Here is an 11,601-nt window from a genome sequence, read left to right as displayed (position 1 = left end):
TCCCATGGCACCGCGCATCCTGCTGGCCCGGCACGGACAGACCGAGTGGTCGCTGTCCGGAAAGCACACCGGCAGGACCGACGTGCCGTTGCTGGAGGAGGGCCGGCGCGGCGCCAAGCTGCTCGGCGAGCGGCTGCACCGGGCGCCCTTCGAGGGGCTCCCGGACGTCGAGGTGCGCACCAGCCCGCTGGCACGCGCGCGTGAGACGTGCGAACTGGCCGGGTTCGGGGAGCGGGCCGCCGCCTGGGACACGCTGATGGAGTGGGACTACGGGGCGTACGAGGGCATGACGCCCGAGGACATCCAGGCCGTCAGGCCCGGCTGGCTGATCTGGCGGGACGGTGTCCCTCAGGGCGAGTCCCTCGCCGAGGTGAGCGCCCGGGCCGACGATGTGGTGGCGTGGGCGCGCGAGGCGGAGCGCGACGTGCTCGTGTTCGCGCACGGGCACATCCTGCGGTCCATCGGGGCACGGTGGCTGGGTCTGCCGCTGGACTTCGCGGCCCGGATCCGGCTCAACCCGACGTCCCTGTCGGTGCTCGGATGGGCCTACGGCGAGCCGGCCGTCGAGAGCTGGAACGACCTGGGGCACCTCGCGGGCTGACCCCGCCGCCGCGGACCGCTCACGCCGTGCGCGGCACGGAGGCGTGCCGCTCCAGGAACCCCGACACCCCGGACGCGCGCCGGTGCGGCAGCAGTACGCGTGCCGTCCCCGCCAGCATGGTCTGGATCCGTGACGACTGGACCTGGTCCAGCAGATCCAGCACCCGCATCCCGGCCGCCGCCGCCTCGTCGGGGCGGCCGCCTCTCGCCAGGTCGTCGGCCAGTTCGGCCGTGTACAGGGCGATGTTGCGGGTGAAGTGCGGGTTCTGGAGCTGCGCCGCACGGCGCGCGTGGCGGGCGGCGCGCGGCCAGTCGCCCAGCGTCGACCAGCACTGCGCCTCCAGGCCCTCCAGTTCGGCCTCTCCGTAGAAGCTCATCCACTCGGGATCCGCCTCCGTGGGGCCCCGCTCATAGAAGGTCTGGGCGCGGACGAGGGCCTGTGCGCAGCCGGTGCGGTCGGCGAGCCCCGCCCAGCCGCCCGCCTCGCGCAGCGCGAGCAGCGACATCAGACGGGGAGATCCGAGGGGGTGCGCGACGCGTTGCGCGGCCTGCGCGGCTCGGACCGCCTCGCGCGGGCGCCCGGCGTCGCGCGCGAGGAACGCCGTGTTGCAGAAGGCATGCGCCTCCAGGGCGTCGTCGCCGGTCATCCGGGCGGTCGCGAGCGCCTCCGCGTAGTGCGAGCGCGCGTCGTCGAAGCGTCCCGAGTCGTGGGCCAGCCAGCCCACGGAGATGGCGAGTTCACCGGCGCCGGAGTGGAGACGCTCGGCGGTCGCCTGACGGGTCGCGCCCGCGTCCAGCAGCGCGTACGCGGCGCGCAACGGCTCCGACGCGCGCCGGTAGAGCCCGTCCGCGCCGTGCCGGTCGTCGAGCAGCCGGATTCTGCGAACGGCCTCTTCGAGCGCGTACGCGTCGTTCGTACCGGGGCGGCGGAGGGGACGCCCCGCTGCCGCGGCGTCGAAGGCGAGCCCGATCGGGCTCAGTGAGGCGGCGGCCACCGTGGCGCCCCCGCCGGTCATGAATGCGCGACGCAGCACGTCGCTCTCCTCGTGGTTCTCGTGAAACGCATGGCTCTCGTGATGCTCATGCGGGTCGTACGGGTCCTGAGGTTCCTGCCGGTTCTGCGTCTCATACGGCTCGTACGCCCCCTGCGTCTCACCGGAGGCGTGCGCCCGGCGTCCGCGTACGGACGCGCGGGACGCGAAGCCCAGGTCGGTGAGCGTGCGGCCGGGGAACATATGCAGGAACACCCGTTCGTATGCGTAGTTGGGGCAGCGGATCTCGCCCGCCTCGACCCGGCCGACGTAGCGCGCGTCGCAGCTGACCCGCTCCCCGATCTCGCGCGCGGCCCGTCGGACCGCCGCGGCGAACTCGGCCGGCGAGCGCTGTCCGCGCAACTGCCGGAAGACGAGGTTCGGCCGCGGTGGCCGTGTGGGCGTGGGCTGAGACGAGGTCGGCTTGGACGACGTCATGGCCGGGTCCTCTCGTGCGAACCGTCGAACCATGCCGGATTCGGGGTGAGTTGTCCGTGTAGCGCCCTGCTTCCGGCGGAGCAAGAACGTACCGGCTGTGCACGACCCGCCACGCAGGGTTTGGCTACAAACCGGATATCTCATACGGGATCTGCCATGAACTGCCATCCTTTGTGGCTGACTTCCGCCGTAGCCGTTGACGCGGCGACGCGTTGAACCCGGTGGACCGGGAGCCGCCCGAACTCCCGACCCGCTTCGTTCAAGGAGGGGTTCCGTAGTGGAGGCCGCGATGGAGACCAGCCAGAGCGTCGTTCCTCGTACGCCGTCGACGACGGTGGCGCATGCCCCGACCCCGGAGCGCAGCGAGCCGCCCCTCACCGGCGGCGCGTGCGATCTCGTCACCGTGCCCACGCGGCAGGGCCTTGAGGCGGTCGACATCCTGCGGCGCGGGACGGGCGACGCGGTCGGTCCCGTCCTGCACGACGACGGCTGCACCACCCTGGGCTTCCTGGTCCCGCCCGGCACGGCCGCCGCCTGGGACGTCCCGGGCAGCACCTGTACGGAGACCGACGGCCGCGGTCTGCGCCTGAACCCCGAGCCGCCCGTGGAGGGCTCGGACTGGCTGCTCCCGCCCGGCGAGGCCGACCTCGCCACCGATCCGGCGGTCCTGCGTGCCGCGCTCGGCGAGGCGGCACGGATCATCAAGGCCGCGGACAGCTGCCGCTGACCCGGGGCCGTGCCGACCCCTGCGCGGGCGGGTCCGTCCCGGGCTGCCGATAATGGCGCAGTGGGAAAGACCAGGAAGTCACGGCGCGGTGGTGGCGGCGCCGAAGCAGTCGTCGAGGCCGTCGACGGCGGCCTCGCCCAGCTGATGCCCGACCCGGAGCGGGCGCGGGCCTGGACGCTGCTGATCGACGGGGCGCCGCAGTCGCACGTCGACCTCGACGACCCCTCCCACCTCTCCTTCGAGTACCAGCGCCGGCTCGGGCACGTCATCGACCTCGTCGCGCCGGCCGGGAAGCCCGTGCACGCCGTGCACCTCGGCGGGGGAGCCCTCACCCTCGCCCGCTATGTCGCCGCCACCCGCCCCCGCTCCACCCAGCAGGTCGTCGAGCGGGACGCGGCGCTCGTCCAACTGGTCCGCCGGGAGCTGCCGTTGGACCCGAACGCCCGGATCCGGGTGCGTTCCGTGGACGCCCGCGAAGGGCTCGCCAAGGTGCTCGACGGCTGGGCCGACCTCGTCGTCGCCGATGTGTTCAGCGGGGCCCGCACCCCCGCCCACCTCACCTCGGCCGAGTTCCTCGACGAGGTCCGCCGGGCCCTGAAACCGGGTGGCGTGTACGCCGCCAACATCGCCGACGGGCCGCCGCTCGCGCATCTCCGCGGCCAGATCGCCACGGCGGCCGCCCGCTTCCCCGAACTCGCGCTGCTCGCCGACCCGACCGTGCTGCGCGGCAAGCGCTTCGGCAACGCGGTCCTCGTCGCCTCCGACGCCCCGCTGCCGATCGCGGAACTGACCCGCGGCGCCGCCTCCGACCCGCACCCCGGCCGGGTCGAACACGGGCGCGCGCTCGTCGACTTCACCGGCGGAGCGGCGCCCGTCACGGACGCGGCTGCGGTCGCCTCCCCGGCGCCGCCGCCCTCGGTGTTCCGCTAGGCCCTGTCGGACCCGGGCCGTCAGTAGTTCCCGATCTCCACATGCGGCGGCCCGTCGTGCCAGGTGCAGAACACCGACACCCGGTCCGCACCCGAGCTGAACTCCACCCGGATCCATGTCTCCGTCTTCCAGACCTGCATCGACCAGCCCGCCCCCGGCGTCGCCGACACCAGCGTCGCGTCCGTCCTGCCCAGGTCGAACACCGCACGGCCGCCGTCCGTGTCGTAGGCCTTGACCTGCCCGGACGAGGTGGGGGTCGGGGTGGCGCCGGCCGTCGGTGTCGTCGACGGCGTGCGGGTCGGGGCCGGTGGGGGTCTGTGCGACGCGCTCCTCGACGCTGACGGGGAGGGCCGCTTCGTCGACGACGCCAGCGGCTTCGACTCCTGCGTGGTCGCGTCCGCCGCCGTGATCGGCAGGGCGCGCGGCGGGTCGTAGGCCGTGCCCGCCATGACCGTGTGGACGCCCCACCACGACAGCGTGACCGCCGCGCCCGTGGCGAGCGTCCAAGCCAGTACGTGTACGAGGGCTCTGCGCATCGCGGGCCATACTGCCTCACACGTCCCACCGGTGTCCCGCCCGTTGTCCACATGAGCGGAGTTGTCCACAGGCCCCGATGCGGCTCCTGCGCATGGCGTACGGTGCCGCGCATGGCAAGTGTGCTCGTGGTCGAGGACGACCAGTTCGTACGCTCGGCGCTGATCCGGCACCTGACGGACGCCGCGCACATCGTGCGCAGTGTCGGGACGGCGCTGGAGGCGCTGCGCGAGGTCGCCCATTTCACCTTCGACGTGGTCATCCTGGACCTCGGACTGCCCGACCTGGACGGGTCCGAGGCCCTGAAGATGCTGCGCGGCATCACCGACGTGCCGGTGATCATCGCGACCGCGCGGGACGACGAGACGGAGATCGTCCGGCTGCTGAACGCGGGCGCGGACGACTACCTGACCAAGCCCTTCTCCGTCGAGCACCTCTCCGCACGGATGGCCGCGGTCCTGCGACGGTCCCGGTCCGCCCCCGCGGACGCCCCGCCGTCCACCGTCCTGCGCGTCGGCGGCCTCACCGTCGACCCACTGCGCCGCCAGGCCGAACTGGACGGCGTCCGGCTCGACCTCACCCGCCGCGAGTTCGACCTGCTCGCCTTCCTGGCAGGCCGGCCGGGCGTCGTCGTCCCGCGCAAGGAACTGCTCGCCGAGGTGTGGCAGCAGTCCTACGGCGACGACCAGACCATCGACGTCCATCTGTCCTGGCTGCGGCGGAAGCTGGGCGAGACGGCGGCACAGCCGCGCTATCTCCACACACTGCGGGGCGTCGGCGTGAAGCTGGAGCCGCCCGCCTCCGAGGAATCGGGGCCGCCGCGATGAGATGGGCACTGGTCAGGGTCTGTCTGGCGGTCACCGCCATGGTCGTGGTCGCCTTCGCGGTGCCGCTCGGGCTCGTCATCAAGGAGATGGCCCGGGACCGCGCGTTCTCCAACGCCGAGCGGGAGGCGGCCGCGGTCGCCCCGGCACTGTCCATCACCACCGAACGCGACCAGTTGGAACGGGTCGTGGCATCCGCGGGCTCGGACTCCGGGATGGCGGTGCACATACCGGCGGCCGGCACACAGACGGCCGTCGACATCGGCCGGCGGCGCGCCGCCGACGAGGACATCGCGACCGTGCGCAAGCTGGGCCGCGCCTCCACCACCAAGGTCGCCGGGGGCGCGACCCTGCTGCAGCCGGTCGCCCTCAGCTCCGGCTCGATCGCCGTCGTCGAGGTGTACGTCCCCGAGTCCGAGGTCAGCAACGGCGTCGGCACGGCCTGGGCGGTGCTCGCCGGGGTCGGCGTCGCGCTGATCGTCGGCTCGGTCGCGGTCGCCGACCGGCTGGGCGTACGGATGGTGCAGCCCGCGCAGAAGCTGGTCGAGGGTGCGCACGAGCTGGGGGAGGGCAAGCTGGGCGCGAGAGTGCCCGAGGAAGGGCCGGCCGAACTGCGGCTGGCCGCCGTCGCGTTCAACTCCATGGCCGACCAGGTCGTACAACTCCTCGCGAACGAACGGGAGTTGGCGGCCGACCTGTCCCACCGGCTGCGTACGCCCCTGACCGTGCTGCGGCTGAACGCGGCCTCGCTGGGCGAGGGGCCGGCCGCCGACCAGACCCGGGCCGCCGTCGCCCAGCTGGAGCGCGAGGTCGACACCATCATCCGCACGGCCCGGGACGCCAAACCGCAGACCGCGGCGGCCGGCCCCGGTGCCGGATGCGACGCGGCCGAGGTGGTCCGCGAGCGGATGGCGTTCTGGTCGGCACTCGCGGAGGACGAGGGCCGCAAGTGGCGGGTGGCGGGCGCCGACCGGCCGGTGCGCATACCGGTGGCCAGGGCGGACCTCGTGGCCGCACTGGACGGCCTGCTCGGCAACGTGTTCCGGCACACCGCCGAGGGCACGGCCTTCGCGGTCGACCTGCACAACGGCGAGGACGCGGTGATCGTGCTGGTGTCGGACGCCGGCCCGGGCATCCCCGACCCGGAGCGGGCGATGGCGCGCGGCCGGGGCTCCGGCAGCGACGGCTCGACCGGCCTCGGGCTGGACATCGTGCGCCGGCTCGCGGAGTCGACCGGCGGGGATGTGCGCATCGGGTCGTCGGTCCTCGGCGGCGCCGAGGTGCGGATCTGGATCCAGCTGGACGGGCGGGAGCGGACGCCCGGCGGGCGCGGGCACCGGTCGGTACGGCGCCGCAGGAAGGCCTTCGCCAGGTGACGGCCGCCGTCGGAACCGGTGACCGTGCAGGCCGAATTGGTCTCTACCTTTAACCAGCCCCCATCCCTTCCTTAAGCGCACCCTAAGATCCTCAACCCCCGCCCGGATCAGGAGCTTTGCCCGATTCCGGATCGCTAGCGTGCTGCCGCACCCCACCTCGGGAAGCCCCCGTGGATCCCCGTGAACAGCGAAGGCAGGCACGCGCATGAGCACGCACCGGCACAAGGTCAGTGGCAGGAACAAGGCGATCGGCGGCGTTGTCGTGGCGGCCGTGATCGGTGGCGGCGCCATCCTGCTCACCGGAACCGCGCAGGCGGCCGGCGTGGGCGCCGCCTACACCAAGACCAGCGACTGGTCGACCGGTTACACCGCCCAGTACGTCGTCACGAACAACAGCGGCCAGACGGAGAAGGCCTGGAAGCTGGAGTTCGACCTGCCCACCGGCGCCAGGCTCAGCTCGCTGTGGAACGCCGAGTCCAGCGTGAGCGGACAGCACGTCACCGTGACACCGCCCAAGTGGGACACCGACGGCCTCGCGCCCGGCAAGTCCGTCACCGTCGGCTTCGTCGTCAACGGAACGGCCGACCCGAAGAGCTGTCTCATCGACGGCGCCAACTGCTCCGCGGACGACGGCGCGACCCCCGAACCCAGCGGCCGCCCCACCGAGTCCCCGACCCCGACCGCGACACCCACCTCCATGCCGACCCCGACCCCCACCAAGTCGGCCACCCCCACGCCCACCCCCACCCCGTCCCAGAGCTCCGGCACCGGCACCACGGCGAGCGCCGGCTTCGCGCCCTACGTCGACACCTCCCTCTACCCGGCCTTCGACCTGCTCGCGAGCGCCGAGGCGACCGGGGTGAAGAACTACAACCTCGCCTTCGTCACCGACGGCGGCGGCTGCACGCCGAAGTGGGGCGGGGTCAGCGACCTCGGCAGCGACGGGGTGGCCTCACAGATCGGCGCGCTGCGCGCCAAGGGCGGCGACGTCCGGGTCTCCTTCGGCGGTGCCTCCGGTTCCGAACTGGCGACGACGTGCTCCTCGGCGGACGCGCTGGCGGCGGCGTACGGCAAGGTCGTGGACGCGTACAAGCTGACCAAGGTCGACTTCGACGTGGAGGGCGGCGCGCTGCCGAACACCACGGCGAACACCAACCGCGCGAAGGCGATAGCCAAGCTCCAGGCGGCCCACCCCGACCTGGACGTCTCCTTCACCCTCCCGGTCATGCCGGAGGGCCTCACCCAGGACGGCGTGAACCTGCTCTCCAACGCCAAGTCCAACGGTGTGAGGACCAGCGCCGTCAACATCATGGCGATGGACTACGGCGCCTCGTACAGCGGCGACATGGGCACCTACGCCGAGCAGGCCGCCACCGCCACGCAGGCCCAGGTCAAGAGCGTGCTCGGGCTGTCCGACAGCGCGGCCTGGAAGGCGGTCGCCGTCACCCCGATGATCGGCGTCAACGACGTCTCGTCGGAGGTCTTCAAGGCCGACGACGCCGCGCAGCTGGTGACCTTCGCCAAGTCCAAGGGCCTCGGCTGGCTGTCGATGTGGTCGGCGACCCGCGACAAGCAGTGCGACGGCGGCGCCAAGCCCACCGCCGACGCCACCTGCAGCTCGATCGTCCAGGACAAGTTCGCCTTCTCGAAGGCGTTCGGCGCCTTCAACATGATCTAGCCAGGAATCCCGGCCCTTTGGGGCTCGGGAGGAATGGCTTGTCTGGACTGCTCTGACGCCCGCGTTACAGCGGGCGTTTTTGCTGCTCGATGTACTCCTTGATGACGGACAGCGGTGCTCCTCCGGCGGAGGCCGCGAAGTATGAGGGTGACCAGAAGTGCGCGCCCCACAGGTACTTGCGGATGTGGTCGGCGTACTCCTTGCGGAGGTAGTGGGCGGACACGCCCTTGAGTGATCCGACCAGCGTGGACAGCTTGACCTGCGGCGGGTAGTGGATGAGGAGATGGACATGATCGCGTTCGCCGTTGAACTCGCGCAGCTCGGCGTTGGCCTTCTCGCAGACCTCCCGCATGATCTCTTCGCAGCGCGTCAGGATCTCGTCGGTGAAGACTCCGCGCCGGTACTTTGGGACGAAGACCAGATGTGCATGAAGGGTGTAGACGACGCTGCGGCCCCTACGGATATCGGGGTTTGGTTCCCATCGAGGTGACATAGACACGATGCTACGATGATCCGCATGAAGCTCGTCGTGCAGGTTCGTCTCCTGCCGACACCCGAGGTGGCGTCGGCACTTGAGTGCACCCTGCGCACGGCGAACGACGCGGCGAACTGGCTGTCGGGCCAGGCGTATGAGCGGGGTGAGAGCTCCCGCAAGGCGTTGCAGGGCTTCGCCTACCGCGACCTGAAAGACCGGGGACTGTCGGCGCAACCCGCGCTGCACGTGCTGCGGAAGGTCGCCGATGCCTACACCACCCTGCGGGCGAACATCCGCAACGGGAACCTCGGCAAGCCGGGGTCGAAGCGTCGCCGCAGGGCAGAGGGAAAGCCGATCGGCTTCCGGCCGGACGCGGCACAGCCGTATGACGACCGGTGTCTCAGCTGGCAGGTCGATGAGCAGACCGTCAGCATCTGGACCACCGCCGGACGTATCCGGGGCGTACGGTTCGCCTGCTCCGAGCAGGCCCGCAAGCTGCTGGCCGATCGCCGCAAGGGCGAGTCTGATCTTGTCCACCGTGACGGCATGTGGTTCCTCATCGCCACGTGCGAAGTCCCCGAGGCCGAGCAGTACGAGCCGGCCGATTTCCTCGGCGTGGACCTGGGCATCGTCAACATCGCCACCACCTCGGACGGGAAGATCCACGCCGGACGCGGGCTGAACCGCTACCGCAAGCGTCAGCTTGCCCTGCGGGCGAAGCTCCAGAAGAAGGGCACCCAGTCAGCCAAGCGGGTCCTCAAGCGGCAGTGCCGCAGGGAGCAGCGCAAAGCGGCTGAGGCCAACCACATCATCTCAAAGCGCATTGTGACCGAGGCTGAACGCACCGGGCGCGGAATCGGCATGGAAGACCTTGCCGGTATCCGCCAGCGGGTACGGCTGAGAAAGCCCCAACGGGTCGCGTTGCATTCCTGGGCCTTCGCCCAGCTCGGACAGTTCGTGGAGTACAAGGCCCGCAGGGCCGGTGTCCCGGTGCTGTTCGTTGACCCCGCCTACACCTCCCGCATGTGTGCGGAGTGCGGACACACAGACAAGCTGAACCGTGTCTCTCAGGGACGGTTCGCGTGCCGGTCGTGCGGATTCGTTGATCACGCCGACCGCAATGCCTCCCGCAACATCCGCGCCCGTGCGTGGCAGTTGTGGCGAAGCGGGGCGCAGTCACACGCCCCTGCACCCACTCAGGGTGCTGGACGGAGGAGACCACCCAGCAGCCAGTTGGGCTCTACCTCCAAGCCTGGCCCTTCAGAGCCGGGTAGTTGACCTGACCACGGCGCACACCAGACGGACACCTGACCACGGACGCCTCACCGCGGACACCTGACCACCGCGGAACGGGGGCAACTGCGCCCCGGCCGGACCACCCCCCACCCGGCCGGGGCGCGACGCCCCCGGACCGCCCGCCCCGCCCCCCGCCAGTGGGCCCCTCCCCAGGGGCCCCGCTAGTCGCCCGCCACCGCAGGCAGCGTCCCCGTCCGGGCCGCCCGCCCGTACCAGCGGGCGCTCGACTTCGGCGTACGGGCAAGGGTCGCGTAGTCGACGTAGACCGCGCCGAAGCGCTTCTCATAGCCGTACGCCCACTCGAAGTTGTCCATCAGGGACCACAGGTAGTAGCCGCGGACGTCCGCGCCGTCGGTGATCGCCCGGCGCACGGCCGAGAGGTGGCCCTGCAGATAGGCGATGCGCTCGGGGTCGTGGACGCGGCCGTCGGAGTCGGGCTTGTCGTCGTAGGCCGCGCCGTTCTCCGTGATGTAGAGGGGCAGGCCCGGTGCCTCCCGCGAGTACCGCATGATCAGCTCGTGCAGGCCCGTCGGATCGATCGACCAGCCCATCTCGGTCCGCTCGCCCGGAGCCTGGTGGAAGGCGACGTCGTCCGCGCCCGGCCAGGGGGAGTGGGCACTGGCGCCGTGGCCGTCGGCGCGCGGGCCGGTGATCCGGGCGTCCGCCGCCGAAACCAGCGCCGGGGTGTAGTAGTTGAGGCCCAGCGCGTCCAGCGGCTGGTTGATCGCGCGCAGGTCCCCGTCGAGGACGTACGACCAGTCGGTGATCGGCTCGGTCGCCGCGAACAGCGACTCCGGGTACGCCCCGTGCAGGATGGGGCCGTGGAAGACACCGTTGGCCAGGTCGTCGATCTTCCGCACCGCCGCCAGATCCGCCGGGGCGCCCGGCGAAAGCGGCCTGACCACCGACGAGTTGAGACTGATGGCGACCGAGTTGCGGGCCGGCATCACCGACCGCAGGGCCGAAGTGCCCAGTCCGTGTGCCAGGTTGAGATGGTGCGCGGCCCTGAGCGTGGCCTCCGGCTCCGTACGGCCCGGCGCGTGCACCCCTGAGCCGTAGCCGAGAAACGCGCTGCACCACGGCTCGTTGAGCGTGATCCACTGCTCCACGCGGTCGCCCAGCGCCTCCCCGACGATCTGCGCGTACTCGGCGAACCGCAGCGCCGTGTCCCGCTCGGGCCAGCCGCCCGCGTCCTCCAGCTCCTGCGGCAGATCCCAGTGGTAGAGGGTGACGGCGGGCTTGATGCCGTGGGCGAGCAGCTCGTCCACGAGCCGCCGGTAGAAGTCCAGGCCCACCTGCACGGCCGGACCCCGCCCCGTCGGCTGCACCCGCGACCAGGAGATCGAGAAGCGGTACGCGGACAGGCCCAACTCGGCCATGAGCGCCACGTCTTCGCGGTACCGGTGGTAGTGGTCGACAGCGATGTCACCGTGCTCACCGCCGGCCGTCCTGCCCGGCGTATGGCTGAAGGTGTCCCAGATCGAGGGCGTCCGGCCGCCCTCCCGCACCGCCCCTTCGATCTGGTACGCGGAGGTCGCCGCCCCCCAGAGGAAGGCGGGGGGAAAGGTCACCGGAGTCGCCGGCTGTGCGGTTTCAAGCATGGAAGCGCTCCCATAACTGGTCGTGCAGACCGAAGAGTCGGAGGGGGGAGAAGGGGGCCGAGGCGGCGGTGACCCGGCCCCGAACGTCGTA

At 71.6% G+C, this 11,601-nt stretch carries 11 protein-coding genes; 7 read left to right on the top strand and 4 right to left on the bottom strand.

Features of this window, described 5'->3' with window-relative positions:
* The first annotated feature begins 4 nt into the window (after positions 1-4).
* Positions 5-601: a histidine phosphatase family protein gene (locus tag OG870_RS17245; protein WP_266584314.1), complete on the top strand. Its 597-nt coding sequence runs from the start codon at positions 5-7 to the stop codon at positions 599-601.
* A 19-nt stretch (positions 602-620) separates the two neighbouring features.
* Here OG870_RS17245 and OG870_RS17240 read toward each other — a convergent pair whose 3' ends face one another.
* Positions 621-2,069: a hypothetical protein gene (locus OG870_RS17240; protein ID WP_266584316.1), complete on the bottom strand. Its 1,449-nt coding sequence runs from the start codon at positions 2,067-2,069 to the stop codon at positions 621-623.
* 289 nt (positions 2,070-2,358) lie between these two features.
* Between OG870_RS17240 and OG870_RS17235 the strand changes: the two genes are divergently transcribed.
* Together OG870_RS17235 and OG870_RS17230 are read left to right on the top strand one after the other, a co-directional pair.
* Positions 2,359-2,796: a hypothetical protein gene (locus tag OG870_RS17235; protein WP_266514985.1), complete on the top strand. Its 438-nt coding sequence runs from the start codon at positions 2,359-2,361 to the stop codon at positions 2,794-2,796.
* A gap of 60 nt (positions 2,797-2,856) precedes the next feature.
* Positions 2,857-3,726, top strand: a complete 870-nt coding sequence (locus OG870_RS17230; protein WP_266514983.1) for a spermidine synthase — start codon at positions 2,857-2,859, stop codon at positions 3,724-3,726.
* A 20-nt stretch (positions 3,727-3,746) separates the two neighbouring features.
* Here OG870_RS17230 and OG870_RS17225 read toward each other — a convergent pair whose 3' ends face one another.
* Complete coding sequence (locus OG870_RS17225) at positions 3,747-4,262, bottom strand: hypothetical protein (RefSeq protein WP_266584318.1); 516 nt, start codon at positions 4,260-4,262, stop codon at positions 3,747-3,749.
* A 111-nt stretch (positions 4,263-4,373) separates the two neighbouring features.
* Between OG870_RS17225 and OG870_RS17220 the strand changes: the two genes are divergently transcribed.
* The 3 genes from OG870_RS17220 (at position 4,374) to OG870_RS17210 (ending at position 8,138) form a co-directional block, all read left to right on the top strand.
* The gene (locus OG870_RS17220; RefSeq protein WP_266584320.1) at positions 4,374-5,087 is read left to right on the top strand and encodes a response regulator transcription factor; all 714 of its coding nucleotides are present in this window, start codon (positions 4,374-4,376) and stop codon (positions 5,085-5,087) included.
* A complete protein-coding gene (locus OG870_RS17215) occupies positions 5,084-6,460 on the top strand; it encodes a sensor histidine kinase (RefSeq protein ID WP_266514977.1) in 1,377 nt (458 codons plus the stop codon). Before OG870_RS17220 ends, OG870_RS17215 begins: the two co-directional genes overlap by 4 nt.
* Before the next feature lie 205 nt (positions 6,461-6,665).
* Positions 6,666-8,138 carry a glycoside hydrolase family 18 protein gene (locus OG870_RS17210; RefSeq protein ID WP_266584322.1) on the top strand — a complete coding sequence of 491 codons (1,473 nt, stop codon included), beginning with the start codon at positions 6,666-6,668 and terminating at the stop codon, positions 8,136-8,138.
* A gap of 64 nt (positions 8,139-8,202) precedes the next feature.
* Here the strand turns inward: OG870_RS17210 and tnpA are convergent, their stop codons facing one another.
* Positions 8,203-8,631, bottom strand: coding sequence for an IS200/IS605 family transposase (tnpA, locus tag OG870_RS17205; protein WP_266514974.1), 429 nt, complete (start codon positions 8,629-8,631; stop codon positions 8,203-8,205).
* A gap of 24 nt (positions 8,632-8,655) precedes the next feature.
* Between tnpA and OG870_RS17200 the strand changes: the two genes are divergently transcribed.
* Positions 8,656-9,891, top strand: coding sequence for an RNA-guided endonuclease InsQ/TnpB family protein (locus OG870_RS17200; RefSeq protein WP_266584324.1), 1,236 nt, complete (start codon positions 8,656-8,658; stop codon positions 9,889-9,891).
* A 179-nt stretch (positions 9,892-10,070) separates the two neighbouring features.
* Here OG870_RS17200 and OG870_RS17195 read toward each other — a convergent pair whose 3' ends face one another.
* Positions 10,071-11,510, bottom strand: a complete 1,440-nt coding sequence (locus OG870_RS17195) for a GH1 family beta-glucosidase (protein WP_266514972.1) — start codon at positions 11,508-11,510, stop codon at positions 10,071-10,073.
* Between the last annotated feature and the right edge of the window lie 91 nt (positions 11,511-11,601).

This window comes from Streptomyces sp. NBC_00461, from assembly GCF_036013935.1.
Taxonomy (GTDB): domain Bacteria; phylum Actinomycetota; class Actinomycetes; order Streptomycetales; family Streptomycetaceae; genus Streptomyces.
The sequence above is the reverse complement of the archived record's forward strand: the minus strand, read 5'-3'. Positions and strand labels throughout refer to the sequence as shown.

Bases quoted from the DNA above. Each gene is read 5' to 3' on its own strand.
- OG870_RS17245 (WP_266584314.1), top strand. From the start codon at position 5: ATGGCACCGCGCATCCTGCTGGCCCGGCACGGACAGACCGAGTGGTCG.
- OG870_RS17240 (WP_266584316.1), bottom strand. From the start codon at position 2,069: ATGACGTCGTCCAAGCCGACCTCGTCTCAGCCCACGCCCACACGGCCA.
- OG870_RS17235 (WP_266514985.1), top strand. From the start codon at position 2,359: ATGGAGACCAGCCAGAGCGTCGTTCCTCGTACGCCGTCGACGACGGTG.
- OG870_RS17225 (WP_266584318.1), bottom strand. From the start codon at position 4,262: ATGCGCAGAGCCCTCGTACACGTACTGGCTTGGACGCTCGCCACGGGC.
- OG870_RS17220 (WP_266584320.1), top strand. From the start codon at position 4,374: ATGGCAAGTGTGCTCGTGGTCGAGGACGACCAGTTCGTACGCTCGGCG.
- OG870_RS17215 (WP_266514977.1), top strand. From the start codon at position 5,084: ATGAGATGGGCACTGGTCAGGGTCTGTCTGGCGGTCACCGCCATGGTC.
- OG870_RS17210 (WP_266584322.1), top strand. From the start codon at position 6,666: ATGAGCACGCACCGGCACAAGGTCAGTGGCAGGAACAAGGCGATCGGC.
- tnpA (WP_266514974.1), bottom strand. From the start codon at position 8,631: ATGTCACCTCGATGGGAACCAAACCCCGATATCCGTAGGGGCCGCAGC.
- OG870_RS17200 (WP_266584324.1), top strand. From the start codon at position 8,656: ATGAAGCTCGTCGTGCAGGTTCGTCTCCTGCCGACACCCGAGGTGGCG.
- OG870_RS17195 (WP_266514972.1), bottom strand. From the start codon at position 11,510: ATGCTTGAAACCGCACAGCCGGCGACTCCGGTGACCTTTCCCCCCGCC.